This is a genomic window from Streptomyces sp. CBMA156 (genome assembly GCF_014596515.1).
Taxonomy (GTDB): domain Bacteria; phylum Actinomycetota; class Actinomycetes; order Streptomycetales; family Streptomycetaceae; genus Kitasatospora.
Genome location: NZ_MSJQ01000312.1, coordinates 1 through 16,063 on the forward strand (window position 1 = coordinate 1; position 16,063 = coordinate 16,063).

Annotated in this window: 15 protein-coding genes; 7 read left to right on the forward strand and 8 right to left on the reverse strand. The window is 73.0% G+C overall.

All coding sequences use genetic code 11. The features are described 5' to 3' along the window. Positions 1–286: 286 nt before the first annotated feature. Positions 287–1,084, reverse strand: coding sequence for an IclR family transcriptional regulator (locus BU198_RS26985; RefSeq protein ID WP_188299482.1), 798 nt, complete (start codon positions 1,082–1,084; stop codon positions 287–289). A 221-nt stretch (positions 1,085–1,305) separates the two neighbouring features. Here BU198_RS26985 and aceB point away from each other — a divergent pair, with 221 nt between their 5' ends. Both aceB and BU198_RS26995 read left to right on the forward strand, forming a co-directional pair. Beyond that, entirely contained in the window at positions 1,306–2,985 is a 1,680-nt protein-coding gene (gene aceB, locus BU198_RS26990) for a malate synthase A (protein WP_188299483.1), read from the forward strand. Between the two features lie 145 nt (positions 2,986–3,130). Continuing rightward, positions 3,131–3,532, forward strand: coding sequence for a gamma-glutamylcyclotransferase (locus tag BU198_RS26995; protein WP_188299484.1), 402 nt, complete (start codon positions 3,131–3,133; stop codon positions 3,530–3,532). A 128-nt stretch (positions 3,533–3,660) separates the two neighbouring features. Here the strand turns inward: BU198_RS26995 and BU198_RS27000 are convergent, their stop codons facing one another. The 7 genes from BU198_RS27000 to BU198_RS27030 all read right to left on the reverse strand — a co-directional run bounded on the left by BU198_RS27000 (position 3,661) and on the right by BU198_RS27030 (position 9,721). Next, entirely contained in the window at positions 3,661–5,046 is a 1,386-nt protein-coding gene (locus BU198_RS27000; protein WP_188299485.1) for an 8-oxoguanine deaminase, read from the reverse strand. 68 nt (positions 5,047–5,114) lie between these two features. After that, the gene (locus BU198_RS27005; RefSeq protein WP_188299486.1) at positions 5,115–6,590 is read right to left on the reverse strand and encodes a nucleobase:cation symporter-2 family protein; all 1,476 of its coding nucleotides are present in this window, start codon (positions 6,588–6,590) and stop codon (positions 5,115–5,117) included. Positions 6,591–6,952: 362 nt separating this feature from the next. Further along, complete coding sequence (pucL, locus tag BU198_RS27010) at positions 6,953–7,873, reverse strand: factor-independent urate hydroxylase (RefSeq protein ID WP_188299487.1); 921 nt, start codon at positions 7,871–7,873, stop codon at positions 6,953–6,955. 29 nt (positions 7,874–7,902) lie between these two features. Beyond that, positions 7,903–8,241 (reverse strand): hydroxyisourate hydrolase, encoded by a 339-nt coding sequence (gene uraH / locus BU198_RS27015; protein ID WP_188299488.1) that lies wholly within the window; start codon positions 8,239–8,241, stop codon positions 7,903–7,905. 98 nt (positions 8,242–8,339) lie between these two features. Further along, a complete protein-coding gene (gene uraD / locus BU198_RS27020) occupies positions 8,340–8,843 on the reverse strand; it encodes a 2-oxo-4-hydroxy-4-carboxy-5-ureidoimidazoline decarboxylase (RefSeq protein WP_188299489.1) in 504 nt (167 codons plus the stop codon). A gap of 246 nt (positions 8,844–9,089) precedes the next feature. Next, positions 9,090–9,470: a helix-turn-helix domain-containing protein gene (locus BU198_RS27025; protein ID WP_188299490.1), complete on the reverse strand. Its 381-nt coding sequence runs from the start codon at positions 9,468–9,470 to the stop codon at positions 9,090–9,092. Continuing rightward, entirely contained in the window at positions 9,467–9,721 is a 255-nt protein-coding gene (locus BU198_RS27030) for a thiamine-binding protein (protein WP_188299491.1), read from the reverse strand. Before BU198_RS27030 ends, BU198_RS27025 begins: the two co-directional genes overlap by 4 nt. A gap of 206 nt (positions 9,722–9,927) precedes the next feature. Between BU198_RS27030 and BU198_RS27035 the strand changes: the two genes are divergently transcribed. From BU198_RS27035 to alc, 5 genes are all read left to right on the forward strand, one after another. After that, positions 9,928–10,845 (forward strand): TIM barrel protein, encoded by a 918-nt coding sequence (locus tag BU198_RS27035; RefSeq protein ID WP_188299492.1) that lies wholly within the window; start codon positions 9,928–9,930, stop codon positions 10,843–10,845. 94 nt (positions 10,846–10,939) lie between these two features. Then, positions 10,940–11,827, forward strand: coding sequence for a 2-hydroxy-3-oxopropionate reductase (locus BU198_RS27040; RefSeq protein ID WP_188299493.1), 888 nt, complete (start codon positions 10,940–10,942; stop codon positions 11,825–11,827). 306 nt (positions 11,828–12,133) lie between these two features. Further along, complete coding sequence (locus BU198_RS27045; protein WP_188299494.1) at positions 12,134–13,303, forward strand: glycerate kinase; 1,170 nt, start codon at positions 12,134–12,136, stop codon at positions 13,301–13,303. A 169-nt stretch (positions 13,304–13,472) separates the two neighbouring features. Continuing rightward, positions 13,473–14,858, forward strand: a complete 1,386-nt coding sequence (allB, locus tag BU198_RS27050; RefSeq protein ID WP_188299495.1) for an allantoinase AllB — start codon at positions 13,473–13,475, stop codon at positions 14,856–14,858. Further along, the coding region (alc, locus tag BU198_RS27055; protein WP_188299496.1) for an allantoicase at positions 14,848–16,063 on the forward strand (1,216 nt) is incomplete at its 3' end. The genes allB and alc, both read left to right, overlap by 11 nt.

Genomic DNA, 16,063 nt, shown 5'->3' on the forward strand with positions numbered 1-16,063 from the left:
CCGCCGAACCGCCGGCCTCTCGCGCCGCGCCGCACGCCACCGCGCCGCACTCCACCGCCGCGCGCCCCGTCATCGCTCACGCCACCGCGCACGTCCCGGTGCTGCTGCTCCATCCCCGCTCACCCTGCCTCGCGTTCCGGCCGCCCGCGCCGTCGCGGGCCGCGTCCGCACCAGGGTGGCGGAGCCGCCGCCGCGGTCCGGGCGCAACCCGCCCGTCGTCCGCCCGAACGGATGACGCGGCACGCCGCCCCGACCGGTCCGGCCGGCAACGGAGGTTGACGTGGCCTCAGGGCGCGAGGACCTGCCCCAGCCTGGTGGCGATCCGGTGCATCACCGGCACCAGCGAGGAGGCGCCGACCTGCTCCTCCAGGGCCCGGATGCGGGCCTCGGGGCCGGAGACCGAGAGCGCGGTGGGCGTCGGCGCGCCGGGGACGGCGAGTGCGATGCAGCGGACGCCGATCTCCTGCTCCTGGTCGTCGACCACGTAGCCGCGCTCGCGCGCCTCGGCGAGCTGACGCATCAGCTCCTGAGGGTCGGTGAGCGTGTACTCGGTGTGCGCGGGCAGCGGGTTGGGGCCGAGGACGGCGCGCGCCTCGTCCTCGGGCAGCTGGGCGAGCAGCGCCTTGCCGACGCCGGTGCAGTGCGGCTGCACCCGTCGGCCGACCTCGGTGAACATCCGCATCGAGCGGCGCGACTGCACCTGGCCGACGTACACCACCTCGCCGCCCTCCAGCACCGCCAGGTTGGCGGTCTCGCCGGTGGCCTCCATGAGTTCGGCCAGGTACGGGCGGGCCCAGCTGCCGAGCAGCCGGCCGGCCGTCTCCCCGAGGCGGATCAGCCGGGGGCCGAGGGTGTAGCGGCGGGCGGTGTCCTGGCGGACATAGCCCTGCTGGACGAGGGTACGAACCAGCCGGTGGATGGTCGGCATCGGGAGGCCGGACGTGGTGGCGAGTTCGCTGAGGGTGGCCACGCCGCCGGAGTCGGCCAGCGCCTCCAGGAGTTGGAAGGCGCGTTCGACGGACTGCACGCCGCCGCCCGCGCGGTCGGCGCCTGTCGTCGATGCTGGGTCGGGGGTCGCAACCACCGGCGTTTCCTTCACTGTCGGGAGGAGTCTTCACTGTCGGGGAGGAGCAGAGTCCCGGCGACCTCTTCAACAAATCGTTGAAATTCTGTATCGCGGAAACTAGTCTCCACCTTACAGAATCGAGCCCGCCGGCCCGGCGGGTTCCGATCGCGGAAGTCCCCCGAGAAGTTCCCGCCGGAGCTCCCTTCGCCAGACTCAACCGTCTTAGGAGTGTCCTGCTCATGGCCGCAGATCAGGAGCCCTCTCCCAGCTTCGGGCTGGGGGTACCCCCGTACGCCTCCTCCGCCGTCCCGGTCGTCACCCTCGCCGGTCCCCACGTCCACCGGGCGGAGGAGGTGCTCACTCCGGAGGCGGTCGCCTTCGTCGCCGGGCTCCACCGCGCCTTCGAAGGGCGCCGGCAGGAACTGCTGGCCAGGCGGAGGAGCCGGCGCGCCGAAATCGCCGCCGCCGGCACGCTGGACTTCCTCCCCGAGACCGCCGGGATCCGGGCCGGCGACTGGAAGGTCGCCGAGGCACCGCGCGCCCTCCAGGACCGCAGGGTCGAGATCACCGGCCCGACCGACCGCAAGATGGTCGTCAACGCGCTCAACTCCGGGGCACGGATCTGGCTCGCCGACTTCGAGGACGCCACGTCCCCGACCTGGGAGAACGTGGTCGGCGGCCAGGTCAACCTGATCGACGCCTTCGAAGGCCGGATCGACTTCACCAGCGCGGCCGGCAAGGCCTACACCCTCAAGCCCGCCGCCGAACTCGCCACCGTCGTGGTCCGCCCGCGCGGCTGGCACCTGGACGAGAACCACCTGCTGGTCGACGGCGCTCCGGTGGCCGGCGCGTTCGTCGACTTCGGCCTCTACTTCTTCCACAACGCCGCCCGGCTGCTGGCCAAGGGCGCCGAGGACCCCAACTCCGGGCCGTACTTCTACCTGCCGAAGACCGAGAGCCACCTCGAAGCCCGGCTGTGGAACGACGTGTTCACCCACGCCCAGGCCGAACTCGGCATCCCGCACGGCACCGTCAGGGCGACCGTGCTGATCGAGACCATCACCGCCGCGTTCGAGATGGACGAGATCCTCCACGAGCTGCGCGACCACGCCGCCGGGCTCAACGCCGGGCGCTGGGACTACCTGTTCTCGATCGTCAAGAACTTCCGTGACGCCGGCGAGCACTACATCCTCCCCGACCGCAACAGCGTCACCATGGCCTCGCCGTTCATGGCCGCCTACACCCGGCTGCTGGTGCGGACCTGCCACCGGCGCGGCGCCCACGCGATCGGCGGCATGGCCGCGTTCATCCCGAGCCGTCGCGACCCGGAGGTCAACGCGGCCGCGCTGGAGAAGGTCAAGGCGGACAAGGACCGTGAGGCGGGCCACGGCTTCGACGGCTCCTGGGTCGCCCACCCGGACCTGGTGCCGGTCGCCCGGGCCTCCTTCGACGCGGTGCTCGGCGAGCGGCCCCACCAGAAGGACGACCCGGGCCCGGCCGAGCCGGTGACCGCCGCCCAGCTGCTCGACGTCGCCGGAGCCGGCGGCAGTTGCACCCGCGCGGGGCTGCACAACGCCGTCCAGGTCGGCATCCGGTACATCGAGGCGTGGCTGCGCGGTATCGGGGCCGTCGGAATCTTCGACATGATGGAGGACGCCGCCACCGCCGAGATCTCCCGCTCGCAGATCTGGCAGTGGATCCACAACGGGGTCGTGCTGTCCGACACCGGCGAGAAGGCCACCGCCGGGCTGGTCCGCACCCTGGTCGCCGCGGAGCTGGCCGGACTCCGCGCCGGACTGGGGGAGGACGCCTACGGCGCCGGCCGCTGGCGCGAGGCCGCCCGGCTCTTCGAACAGGTCGCCCTGGCCGATGAGTTCGTGGACTTCCTGACCCTGCCCGCGCTTCCCCTGCTGGGCTGAGCCCGAACGGCCGGCCGGAGCCACCGCTGCCGTCTTCCGGAGCGTGGCACCGGGGCGTTCCGCCACTGCGTTCCGCACGGCGACGAATCCGCCCGTCCTCTCGTCGTCGTGCGGAACGGTCTTTTCCATGTGAGGAGTTCCACCCATGGCACGCATGTTCTTCAACGGCCAGGCGATGGTCGGCGGCCCCTTCCACGCCAAGGTCGCCGACTCGTTGATCGGGCCGGCCAGGACCGCTCCCGGCTACCGCTTCTTCTCCATCGACCACAGCGGCGGGACGGACGTCTGTCCGGGCCTGCTGGCCGACCCCGGTGCGGACACCGCCATCGACGGCGAGCTGTACGACATCCCGCTGGAGCGGCTGCGGGACGTCGTCCTGCCGGGCGAACCGCGGGAGCTGGAACTGGGCGTGATCACGCTGGAGGACGGCTCCGCCTGTCTGTCCATGGTGCTCTCCCGGGGTGAAGTGGAGCGCGGGGTCCACCGGGAGATCACCCACCACGGCGGCTGGCGGGCGTACCTGGCGACGCTGGGGCGTACGGCCTGACGAGGGTCGGAGAACAGATTTCAGCGAACAGATGATGAAAGTTGTCATCTGTTCGCTGAAGTCCGCTCGCTGAAGTCCGTCCGTTGAAACCTGTCAGCTGACAGTCCGCACACCCGCAGGGGTGGGCGTCAGACCGGACGGGCCGCCAGCTCGCGGGCCGCGCGGGCGCAGTCGCGGGCGATCCGGTCCTCGTCGACGGTGGTCAGCCGCCCCTCCTCGACCACCGCGATGCCGTTGACGAGCAGCACCGACAGCGGCGGCAGCGACCCGAAGGTGAGCGCGGCGACCGGGTCGGCGATGGAGGAGTGCATGATCCCGTCGATCTTCCACAGCGCCAGGTCGGCGAGCTTGCCGGCCTCGATCGAGCCGATCTCGTCCTGCCGGCCGAGCACCCGGGCACCGCCCATGGTGCCCAGCCGCAGCGCCTGCCGGCCGGTCAGGGCGGTGGGGGAGCCGTGCAGTCGGTTGATCAGCAGCGCGTTGCGCAGCTCCGTCCCCAGCTCGCCGGACTCGTTGGAGGCGGCGCCGTCCACACCGAGGCCGACCGGCACACCGGCCCGGAGCATGTCGGGCACCCGGGCGATGCCGGCGGCCAGCCGGGCGTTGGAGGACGGGCAGTGGGCCACACCGGTGCCGGTCTCGGCGAACTTGGCGATGTCGGAGTCGCTCATGTGCACGCAGTGCGCCATCCAGACGTCCTCGCCGAGCCAGCCCACCGACTCGAAGTAGTCCGTCGGGCCCATGCCGAACAACTCCTTGCAGAACTGCTCCTCCTCGGCCGTCTCCGAGCCGTGGGTGTGCAGCCGGACGCCCTTGCGGCGGGCGAGTTCGGCGGACCGGCGGAGCAGGTCGGTGGAGACCGAGAAGGGCGAACAGGGCGCGATCGCGACGTGCAGCATCGAGCCGAAGGAGGAGTCGTGGTGGCGGTCCACGGCGGCCTCGGAGGCGGCCAGGATGTCGTCCGGCTCCTCGACCGCGTGGTCCGGCGGGAGCCCGCCGTCCTTCTGTGAACGGTCCATCGAGCCGCGCAGCGCGGTGAAGCGCAGACCGAGTTCCCGGACGGCCTCGACGGAGGCGCCGAGGACGTCGCCGCCGTCCCTCGGGAAGACGTAGTGGTGGTCGGAAGCGGTGGTGCAGCCGGACTTGAGCAGGGCGGCGGCGGAGCCCAGGCTCGCGGCGTGGACGAGCTTCGCGTCGATCCGCGCCCAGGTCGGGTAGAGGGCGACCAGCCAGTCGAACAGGATGTCGTCCTGGGCCAGGCCGCGGGTGAGCCACTGGTAGAAGTGGTGGTGGGTGTTGACCAGGCCGGGGGTGACCAGGTGGCCGTCGCCGTCGATCCGGCGCACCACGTCGTCCAGCCACGCGGGGGCGGGGCCGTCGCCCACCGCCTCGACGGTGTTGCCGAGGACGACCACGTGGCCGCGGGCGTACTCGGTGTCGTTCGCGTCCACGGTGGCGATCGCGGCGTTCTCGATCACGATCCGCTGGTCGGCGGGCGGGGGCTGGAGTGCCATGGTGTGACTCCTCTGGGGAGGGCCGGGAGAGGCGCGCGCCGGAGAGGGCGCGCCCCTTCCCGGGCCGGTCAGGACGGTGTCGCCGTCGGCACCGTCGCGCCGGGGGCGTCGTCGGACCCGGGCCGGCGGGTGGTCCCGACGTGGTGGAAGAGCAGGTTGAGCAGGACGGCCAGTACGCAGCCGGCCGAGATACCCGAGTGCAACAGGGTCCGGGCGGCCTCAGGGAAGGCGTCGTAGAACGTCGGTACGGCGATCGGGACGATGCCGACCCCGAGCGAGACCGACACCAGGATGGTGTTCGAGCCCGACTCCATGCCGGCCTCCGCGAGAGTGCGGATGCCGCTGGCCGCGACCGTGCCGAAGAGCACGATCCCGGCGCCGCCGAGGACGGGCTGCGGAACCAGCGAGACGACCGAGCCGAGCACGGGGAACAGGCCCAGCAGGACCAGGATTCCTCCGCCGGCCGCGACCACGAAGCGGCTGCGGATCCTCGTCAGCGCCACCAGCCCGATGTTCTGGGCGAAGGCGCTGGCGGCGAAGCCGTTGAAGACGGGGCTGAGCGCGGTGGCCAGACCGTCGGCCCGCAGGCCGGCGGTGAGGGTGGGTTCGTCGGCCTCGCGGTCGACGATCCTGCCGAGGGCGAGCATGTCGGCGGTGGACTCGGTCATCGAGACCACCATGACGATGCACATCGAGACGATCGCGGCGGCGTCGAACGCGGGCGCGCCGAAGTGGAACGGGGAGGGGAGCGAGAACACCTTCGCGTCCTGGACCGCGCCGAAGTGGGCCAGTCCCAGCGGAAAGGCGACCAGGGTGCCGAGCGCCAGGCCGATGAGCAGGGACAGCTGCTGCCAGAAGCCGCGCAGCAGCCGGTGGCAGAGCACCACCGCGGCGAGCGTGATCGCGGCGAGGCCGACGGCCCGCATGGAGCCGTACCCGGGGGCGCTCGGCGAGCCGCCGCGCGCCCAGTTGACCGCCACCGGAAGCAGGGACAGCCCGATGAGGGTGATCACGGTGCCCTGGACGACCGGTGGGAAGAACCGGATGAGCTTGCAGAAGTACGGCGCCGCGAGGAAGCACAGGAGGCCCGCGACGATCACCGCTCCGAAGATCACCGGGAGGGCGTCCTTCGGGCCCCCCGTCCTGTCGACGGAGCCCTTGGCGATCGCGATCATGGGCGCGACGCCCGCGAAGGAGACGCCGTTCACGAACGGCAGTCGCGCGCCGATCTTCCAGACGCCGAGGGTCTGGAGGAGGGTGGCCAGTCCGGCGGTGAACAGGCTGGCCGAGATGAGCAGGGCGAGTTCGGCGGGGGAGAGCCCGACGCCGGCGCCGACGATGAGCGGGGGTGCGACGACCCCCGCGTACATCGCGGCGACGTGCTGGAGCCCGGTGGAGAACAGCTTCACCGGGGGCAGCCACTCGTCCACGGGGTGGGTTCCGGAGCCGGCCGGCTCACCGGGGAGTGCCGGCGCGCCGTCCGGGCCGGGTGTTCCCGGTGAGGTGGAACCGCCTTCTGTACTGCTGGTGTTGCTGGGTGCCATGTCGAGCCCCTCTTGTGCCCGTGGCTCCCGGCGTGCCCGTGGCGCTGGAGTGCGGCCGGTCCGATGTGACCGAGGACGGGACGGCGGTGCGGGGATCCCTCGGCCGGCCTCTCCGGTGCCCCGGGCCGGCCGCCGCGAGGCAGACACGAACTCCGGTGGGTGGGGGTGGAGAACCGCTGGTACGGGTGGAACTGCTGGAGCGCCTGCCGCGGCTGGAGCGGCCCGCCCGGACTCGACCGGCCGGCGGGGGCCGGAGGGTGCGGTGCTTCCGGGCGGCGTCCACATGGTGCGTGGCGCCTGGTGGTCGGTGCGTGACGGCTGATGCGTGACGGGCGCTGCGTGACCGGTGGGGGACGGGGACGTCAGGCGACCGGGATGACCGGGACGACGCCCTCGCGGTGCACGGTGCCCTCGATCAGGCCGTACATGCGGTCCGCGGCGAAGTAGACCTCGTTCTCGTTCTTCAGTCCGAACGGCTCCAGATCGACCAGGAAGTGGTGCTTGTTGGGCAGTTCGAGCCGGACCTCGTCCACCTCGGCACGGTTGTCGAGGACCCGGGTGCCCATCGCGTGCAGGGTCTGCTGCAGCGAGTAGGAGTAGGTCTCGGCGAACGCCTCCAGCAGGTGCCGCCTCACCTGGCTGTAGGAGCGGTTCCAGTCGGGCTGGGCGTCGCCGTCCCCGCCGCTGTGGCCGAACTTCCAGCGGGCGGTGACCTGGGTGGCGAGGATGCGGTCGTACGACTCCCCGAGCGTGGTGTAGCCGTCCTTGATGTAGCCCCAGAACTCCGAGTCGGTGGAGTTCATGACGACCAGGTCCTTCAGACCGGAGACGACCCGGACGGCCTCGCCGTCGTAGACGATCTCGCTGGTGCGGACCTCCTGGCCGGTACGGACGAAGGAGTGGCCGGCCTCCTCCGAACCGGTGAGGCGGGCGGAGCCGTCCGGAGTCCTGATCCGGTCCCAGGCGTACTCCTCGATCCGGATCCGGGCGCCGTGCACGACGCCGCGCTCGGTGTCGTCGACGAAGTGGCGGGCCAGGAGGATGCCGAACGCCTCGGCCGACTCGATGCCGTACTTCTTGGCGAAGGCGTAGACGGTGTTCTTGGTGGTGTCGGTGGGGAGGCAGTTGGCGTTGGACCCGGTGAGGTGGACGTCCTCGAACTCGCCGCGCAGCGAGACCGAGACGTTCAGGTCCTTGATCTCGTGCCGGGCGGAGTCGCGGCGGATCCGGACGATGCGGTTCTCCGCCTTGCCGTACTGGTTCTGGCCGAGCACGTGGGCCATGGCGTGGCTCCTAAGCTTTCCAGGCCGGTCTACTGGCTTCCGCGGTAGACCGAGTAGCCGAACGGGTTGAGCAACAGCGGCACGTGGCAGTGGTGCTGTCCGGGCGCGACCGTGAAGACGATCGAGACCTCGGGGAAGAACGGCGGCTCGGCGGACTTGAGCGCGTGGTAGGCGCCGGTGTCGAAGAGCAGCCGGACGACCGAGCCCGCCTCCACGGCCGGCAGGTCCCTGACCCGGCCGTCGGAGTCCGTGACGGAGGTGCCGAGCACCTGCCAGCCGCCCTCGGTGCGCAGTGCGAGCTCGACCGGGACGCCCTCGGCCGGTCGGCCGAGGCTGGTGTCGAGCACGTGGGTGGAGATGCCAGTCATGGATGAAGTGACCTTACTGATTTCGGAAATGATGATGCGTCAGTTCTCTGGGTGATCGCGCCTCGCGCCCGCCCGGCATGAGATGTCCTGACGATGCATCAGGGGCCTTCGAGCAGACGGTCGAGCCGGATGTCGTTGATCCTGCGCAGCTCCCCGCGGACGATCTCCGCCTCGGTGGTGGCGTCGTTGGGGTGGCGCTCCCGCAGGGCGGCGAGCATGCCGGCCGCGGTGCGGCCGGTCGCGCAGATCAGGAACGCGTGGCCGAACTTGGCCTCGTAGGCGGCGTTGGCCTCGTGCAGCTCGTCGAGGACGGCCCGGTCCGCGCCCTGGATTCCGGCCTGTTCGCGCTCGGAGGCGGCGTCGCCCGCGATGGGCTCGCCGATCCGGGCGTGGCCGGCCGTCGCGTCGCGCAGGTCCTCGGCCGTCAGCGACGCGACGGCCGTCGCGTTGGCGGTGAGCAGGGATTCCCGGTCGGGCCAGGGTCTGGTCTCCGCGACCGCGGCGGCCCAGCGGGGGCTGGAGCACACCTCCAGCAGGATCTCCGCCAACTCCGCGGCGTCGGCCGCGGCCAGGGCGTCAAGGGTGTGGGGGCGGTTGGTCACGAGTGGACCTCCTGAAGAGTGGTGCCACCCGGAAAAGCTAGATCGGCCCCACCCGGCCGTCAACACTTTGTTGAATGGTTGGTGGTGACGTTTTTCGAACCGGCCCGCGACGCCGGGCCCTTTCGTGGGCGATTCGCCAAGTGTGCCCCGCCGCAGGCCGATCCAGTCCTGCCGCACCGGCGGGGTCACCCGTTCGGAAGTCCCCGTGGCCGGGGTCCGCGCGCGCCCCGGGGCGCCGAGCGGGCGTCAGGGCGACTTGGAAGCGTCCTGGCGGTTCAGGTAGTTGTACACGGTGAAGCGGCTGACGCCCAGGGCCGAGGCGACCGTCTCCACGCCGTGGCGGACGGTGAAGGCGCCGCGCTCCTCCAGGAGGGCGACGACCCGCTGCTTCTCCAGCCGGTCGAGTTCGGCCAGCGGGCGGCCGTCGAACCGGCGGGCCGTCTCGGCCAGCAGCCGGTCCAGCGCACTGTTCAGGTGCGGCAGTCGGACGGCCAGGGCCGGGGCTCCCTCCCACTCCAGGACCAGGTCGTCGGGCTTCGCCTCGTCCAGCGGGACGGGCGTCGCGCCGACCGCGGCCAGCAGCGGCTTCACCGCCGCGGCGAGCGGGTGTTCCACGTTCTCGGTCACGGCGTACCGTCCTCCTCGCCCAGCACGCTGACCTGGACCGAGATCCGGGTCGCCCCGGCGTCCAGGGTCTCCCTGAGCAACGTGGTCACCGCGGCGAGGACCTGCTCGGCCCCACCCTCGGCGCCGGTGCCGAAGGGGCCGACCGACACGGCCAGGCCGGCCTCGTCGACGACCTTGCGGGCCGCCGCGGCGTGCTCCGGGAACGTGTCCAGTTCGAACGGTTCTGTCGTGAACTCCACCATCAATCGCACGGGGTCACTGTAGCGAGCGGGGGTGCGGGCGGGCAGGGCCGGGCGATCGAACGGTCGGCCCTCCTGGGGAATGGTCCACCCGGGTCTTCTTCAACAGATTGTTGCAACTCCCTTGATGCCCGCTCGGCGGGGTGGAGATGCCTCCATCACACAGAATCCCTCTTCCGGATCGTGGAAGTTGTGGATCGAAGGAAGAGAGCTGAGAGGTGAGTGACGTGACGGCGGCCGCCAAGCACGGCTTCACGGTCAACCTGTCGATCCTGTTCGGTGAACTGCCGCTCCTGGAGCGCCCCGCCGCGGCCGCCGCGGCCGGCTTCACCGCCGCCGAACTGTGGTGGCCCTTCGGCGAGCAGCATGACCCCTCCCGGGCCGAACTGGACGCGCTGCGCAAGGCGTTCACCGACGCAGGGGTGCGGCTCACCGGCCTCAACCTCCTGGACGACCTGAGCGGGGGCGCCCGCGGCACCGTCTCGGTGCCGTCCGAACGGGAACGTTTCCGGGCCAACGTCCCGGTGGCCGCCGACTTCGCCGCCTCGCTGGGTGCCACCGCGCTCAACGCCCTCTACGGCAACCGGATCGAGGGCGTCGACCCGGCCGAACAGGACGCGCTCGCACTGGAGCACCTGGTGCTCGCCGCGCGGGCCGCGCACGGGATCGGCGCCGTCCTGCTGGTCGAGGCCCTGAACGGGGCCGAGTCGCCGGACTACCCGCTGCTCTGGGCGGCCGCCGCGGTCGAGGTGGTCGAGGTGGTCGAGGTGGTCGAGGTGGTCGACCGGGTCAACGCCGCCACCGGCCTGGGGAACGCCAGGTTCCTCTGCGACCTGTACCACCTGGCGAGGAACGGCGAGGACCCGGCGGCCGTCATCACCGCCCACGCCGACCGCATCGGCCACGTGCAGATCGCCGACAACCCGGGCCGCCACGAGCCCGGTACCGGTGAGCTGGACTTCGAGGACCTGTTCGCCCGGCTCACGGCCGTCGGCTACACCGGCTCGATCGGCCTGGAGTACCGCCCCTCCACCGGTGTCAGCGCCGACAGCTTCGGGTGGCTGCCGCGCGAGCTGCGCGCCGCCGGACAGCGCGCTACCGGACAGCGCGCTACCGGACAGCGCGCTGCCGGATAGCGCGTCGACCGGCCGTGCGCCGCCGGGTGCCGATCACCGCGAGGCCACGGCCCCGCCCCGACCTCCCGCCCGCACACGTAAGGAAATCGACGTGATGAGCCGCAAGATCGCCTTCATCGGCCTCGGCATCCTGGGCAGCCCGATGGCCGCCAACCTGGTCGGGGCCGGTCACCACGTCACCGGTTTCAACCTCACCAGGCTGCCGGTCGACGCCCTGGTCGAGGCCGGCGGCCACGGCGCCGGCAGCATCGCGGACGCGGTGAAGGACGCCGAGGTCGTCATCACCATGGTCCCGGCCGACCCGCAGGTCGAGCAGGTCGTCCTGGGCGAGGGAGGGGTGCTGGAGAACGCCGCGTCGGGCACCCTGCTGATCGACATGTCCTCGATCGCCCCGCGGACCTCGGTCAGGGTCGGGGCCGCCGCGCGGGAGAAGGGCATCCGCACCCTGGACGCCCCGGTCTCCGGCGGCGAGGCGGGTGCCGTCGAGGCGGTCCTGTCGATCATGGTCGGCGGTGACGCCGAGGACTTCGCCGAGGCCAGGCCGCTGTTCGACGCACTGGGCACCACGGTCGTCCACGTCGGCCCGTGCGGTGCGGGCCAGGCCGTCAAGGCCGCCAACCAGCTGATCGTCGCGGCCAACCTCCAGGTGCTCGCCGAGGCGGTGGTGTTCCTGGAGAACGCCGGCGTCGACCTCGCGGCCGCGCTGGACGTGCTCGGCGGCGGCCTGGCCGGCTCGACCGTGCTCAGCCGCAAGCGGGCGAACATGCTGAACCGCGAGTTCACCCCCGGCTTCCGGATCGACCTCCACCACAAGGACATGGGCATCGTCACCGACGCCGCCCGTGCCGTGGGCGCCGCGCTGCCGGTCGGCGCCGTGGTGGCCCGGCTGGTCGCCTCCGCCCGGGCCAGTGGCGACGGCTCGCTCGACCACTCGGCGCTGCTGCGCGGTGTCGAGCGGCTCTCCGGACGCGAGGTCGCGTAGCACCTCCGGGGGCTCCCGCGCGGAGCCCCCGCCCGAACTCTTCCTGGCGGCGTGTACCCATCCGGTCGTGCCCGCGCCGTCCGGAGGCCGGACCCGGCCGGCGTGCGGGCCGGGGCTCATCCGCCCGCCGCCGGTCGCTCCGAGCCGGTGACGCGTACGTCACCCTGGGGGCACGTCGGTCGTGCCCGGTGCGTGTCACCCGGCCCCTCCCCGCCGAGGGGGCTGGCTCCGCGGACCGCCTGGGCACATGCTGGACGCACGGCGCAGCACCACCGCCGCACCCGTACGGAAGCGAGGATCCGCGTCATGCCCCCCACCCCCCGTCAGGGCCATGTGGTCGTCGCTCCTGACAAGTTCAAGGGCAGCCTGGAGGGCGCCGAGGCGGCCGCCAGGATCGCCGCCGGGATCCGGCGCGCCGCGCCCGGCACCGAGGTGCGCGAACTGCCCGTCGCCGACGGCGGCGAGGGCACCCTGGCCGCGGCGCTCGCGGCCGGCTTCAGCAGGGTCCCGGTCGAGGTGGCGGGCCCGACCGGCCTGCCGGTGGACGCCGCGCTCGCCGTCCGGGACGACACCGCCGTGGTCGAGCTGGCGCAGGCCTCCGGCCTCGCCCGGCTGCCCGGTGGCCGCGCCGCCCCGCTCACGGCCGGGTCGTACGGGGTCGGCGGGCTGATCGCCAAGGCCGTCTCGCTCGGCGTCAAGCGGATCGTCCTGGGCCTCGGCGGCAGCGCCTGTACGGACGGCGGCGCCGGCATGGTGCAGGCGCTCGGGGTGCGGCTGCGCGACCCGGACGGGGTCGAACTGCCGCCCGGTGGAGCGGCGTTGGGCCGGCTCGCGGAGATCGACCTCGGTTCGCCGGCCCAGGCGCTGGGCGGCGTCGAACTCGTGGTGGCCTGCGACGTGGACAACCCGCTGCTCGGGCCGCGCGGCGCCGCCGCCGTCTACGGCCCGCAGAAGGGCGCCGACGGTGGGGACCTGGTGGTCCTGGAGGCGGGGCTGACCCGGTTCGCCGACCTGGTCGCCGAGGCCACCGGGCGGGACGTCAGGGAGGCGCCCGGTGCCGGCGCCGCGGGCGGGGTGGGCTTCGCCGCCCTCGCGCTGCTCGGCGCCACCATGCGACCCGGCATCGAACTGCTGCTCGATCTGCTGGGCTTCGACGAGGCCGTGCGGGGGGCGCGCCTCGTCGTGACCGGCGAGGGCTGTCTGGACGCGCAGACGCTCCACGGCAAGGCGCCCGCGGGAGTCGCCGCGGCGGCCGCCCGGGCGGGGGTTCCGGTGGCCGTGGTGGCGGGACGGCTGGAGCTCTCCGAGCCCGAGTGGCGGGCCGCCGGGTTCGCCGCCGCGGTGGCCCTGGCCGACCTGGCCGGGCTGCCCGACCTGACCGGCTCGACCGAGCAGTCGGGGGACAGCATGACCAGGGCCGGCGAGCTGGCCGAACTCGCGGGGGAGCGGCTGGCGGAGCGGCTGTTGGCGCCCTGAACTCGCGTACGTCCATCCATTGACGTTTTGTTGAAGGCGGGCCTAGGCTCCCGGCGACCCCTCGGTGCCGCCCGCGATTCCAGCACCCCTGAACCAGCCCCGACCCGGCCTCGAAGCACCCCCGAACCAGCCCCGAACACCCACGACTCCCAGGTTCCGGAGGTCTCCCATGCCATTCAGCCAGCCGACGGTGATCCGCTCCCGACGGGTGGTCCTGCCCGACGGCGAGCGCCCCGCGGACGTGCTGATCCGGGACGGGAAGATCGCCGGGACCGCTCCGCACGGCTCGCTCACGGCCGGCGAGGGCGACCTCGCCGACCTCGGCGACACCGCCCTGCTGCCCGGTCTGGTCGACACCCACGTGCACGTCAACGAGCCCGGCCGCACCGAGTGGGAGGGCTTCGCCACCGCCACCCGGGCCGCCGCGGCCGGCGGCGTCACCACGATCGTCGACATGCCGCTCAACTCGGTCCCGCCCACCACCACGGTGGACGGCCTGGCGGTCAAGCGGAGGGTCGCCGAGGGGCAGGCCTGGGTCGACCTCGGGTTCTGGGGCGGCGCCGTCCCCGGCAACGTCACGGACCTCGAACCGCTGCACCGGCAAGGGGTGTTCGGCTTCAAGAGCTTCCTCGCCCCCTCCGGAGTGGACGAGTTCCCGCACGTCGAGGCCGCCGGCCTGGAGGCCGCGCTGGCCGAGCAGGCCCGGATCGGGGCCCTGGCGATCATCCACGCCGAGGACCAGGCCGTGCTCGCCGCCGCCCCGCAGCAACCAGGCGTCCACTACCGGGACTTCCTGGCCTCCAGGCCCGCCGGCGCGGAGACCGCGGCCGTCACCCGCCTGCTCGACACGGCCCGGCGCACCGGCGCCCGGGTGCACGTCCTGCACGTCTCCTCCGCCGCGGTGCTGCCGCTGCTGAGGCAGGCCCGCGAGGAGGGCGTACGGGTGACCGCCGAGACCTGTCCGCACTACCTGACCCTCGCGGCCGAGCAGGTGCCGGACGGCGGCACCGCCTTCAAGTGCTGTCCGCCGATCCGCGACGAGTCCAACCGGGACGCGCTCTGGGAGGCCCTGGCGAACGGCGAGTTCACCGCCGTCGTCTCCGACCACTCGCCGTCCACCCCCGACCTGAAGCTGCTGCCCGAGTACGGCGGCAGCGGCGACTTCGCCGCCGCCTGGGGCGGCATCGCCTCGCTCCAGCTGGGCCTGCCGGCGGTCTGGACCGAGGCCCGCCGCCGCGGCCACACCCTGGCCGACGTGGTGCGCTGGATGTCCTCGGGACCGGCCGGCCTGGTCGGTCTCACCGGCACCAAGGGCGCCATCGCCGCCGGGCACGACGCGGACCTGGTCGCCTTCGACCCCGACGGCGGGTTCGCCGTCCGGGCGAGCGGGCTGCACCACCGCAACCCGGTGACCCCATACGCGGGCCGGACCCTCACCGGCGTGGTGCGCACCACCTGGCTGCGCGGCCGCGAGGTGGACCTCGCGGCCCGTCCCTTCGGCCGGCAGCTCCTCCTGCCGCACTCCCGTCCCGCCACCCCGTCCGATCGCGTCTGAAGGAGAGTCAGTGACCACCGCCGACACCCCGAGTGCTTCCTTCACCGACCTGGTCGACCTGGCCTCCCGACTGCTCGGCGCAGGCGTCGTCGCCACCAACGAGGACACCTTCGCGGACGCCGAGAACCTGCTGGTCGCCAGGCCGGCCGAGTTCCGCCCGCACACCTTCGGCCACAAGGGCCAGATCATGGACGGCTGGGAGTCCAGGCGCCGCCGCGGCGTCTCCGCGGACCGGCCGCACCCCGCCGACGGGGACCACGACTGGGCGATCGTCCGGCTCGGCGCCGCCGGGGCGATCCGTGGCGTGATCGTGGACACCGCCCACTTCACCGGCAACCACCCGGAGTCCGCCTCGGTCGAGGCCGCGTCCGTGCCCGGCCACCCCTCGCCCGAGGAGCTCCAGGGCGCCGAGTGGACCACGATCGTGCCGCGCACCCCGCTGAAGGGCGACACCGCCCACGAGTTCGCCGTCGCGGACGGCACCCGCTACACCCACGTGCGGCTCGGCATGTTCCCGGACGGCGGCATCGCCCGGCTGCGGGTGCACGGCGAGGTGCTGCCCGACCCGCGCGACCTGGCCGGCCTCACCTTCGACCTGGCCGCCCAGGAGTACGGCGGCGTGGCCGAGGCGGCGTCCGACCGCTACTACTCCTCCCCGCACAACCTGAACGCTCCCGGTCGCGCCTCCGTCATGGGTGACGGCTGGGAGACCCGGCGCCGGCGCGACAAGGCCAACGACTGGGTGCGGATCGCCCTGGCCGGGGGCGGTGAGGTCCTGGCCGTCGAGGTGGACACCTCCTGCTTCGTCGCCAACGCCCCAGGCTGGGCCGACCTGCTGGGCTTCGACGCCTCGGCCGGGGCCGACCCGGCCGACGGCGAGTGGTTCGAACTCCTGCCCCGCACCCGGCTCCAGCCCGACACCAGGCACCGCTACCGTGTCGACGCCGGCCGACAGGTGACCCATGTGCGCATCGACGTTCACCCGGACGGCGGCCTGGCCCGCCTCCGGCTCACCGGCCGCCTCACCGAGGCCGGGCTGGCGGCCCTCGCGCTGCGCTGGTTCGACGCCCTCCCGGCCGCCGAGGCCGCCGCGGCCCTCACCGCGGCCGGTCGTACCGCCGCCGAGGCCGCCGAACTGACCGCCGCCCGCCCGCTGGTGGACTCGTCCGCACCGGCCGCTCCGGCGGCGGCCACCGTGGTCCGGA

What these genes read in the sequence shown, in the direction of transcription:
- BU198_RS27040 (WP_188299493.1), top strand. Translation starts at nt 10,940, where the DNA reads ATGAGCCGCAAGATCGCCTTCATCGGCCTCGGCATCCTGGGCAGCCCG.
- aceB (WP_188299483.1), top strand. Translation starts at nt 1,306, where the DNA reads ATGGCCGCAGATCAGGAGCCCTCTCCCAGCTTCGGGCTGGGGGTACCC.
- allB (WP_188299495.1), top strand. Translation starts at nt 13,473, where the DNA reads ATGCCATTCAGCCAGCCGACGGTGATCCGCTCCCGACGGGTGGTCCTG.
- BU198_RS26995 (WP_188299484.1), top strand. Translation starts at nt 3,131, where the DNA reads ATGGCACGCATGTTCTTCAACGGCCAGGCGATGGTCGGCGGCCCCTTC.
- BU198_RS27005 (WP_188299486.1), bottom strand. Translation starts at nt 6,590, where the DNA reads ATGGCACCCAGCAACACCAGCAGTACAGAAGGCGGTTCCACCTCACCG.
- BU198_RS27000 (WP_188299485.1), bottom strand. Translation starts at nt 5,046, where the DNA reads ATGGCACTCCAGCCCCCGCCCGCCGACCAGCGGATCGTGATCGAGAAC.
- pucL (WP_188299487.1), bottom strand. Translation starts at nt 7,873, where the DNA reads ATGGCCCACGTGCTCGGCCAGAACCAGTACGGCAAGGCGGAGAACCGC.
- uraH (WP_188299488.1), bottom strand. Translation starts at nt 8,241, where the DNA reads ATGACTGGCATCTCCACCCACGTGCTCGACACCAGCCTCGGCCGACCG.
- BU198_RS27045 (WP_188299494.1), top strand. Translation starts at nt 12,134, where the DNA reads ATGCCCCCCACCCCCCGTCAGGGCCATGTGGTCGTCGCTCCTGACAAG.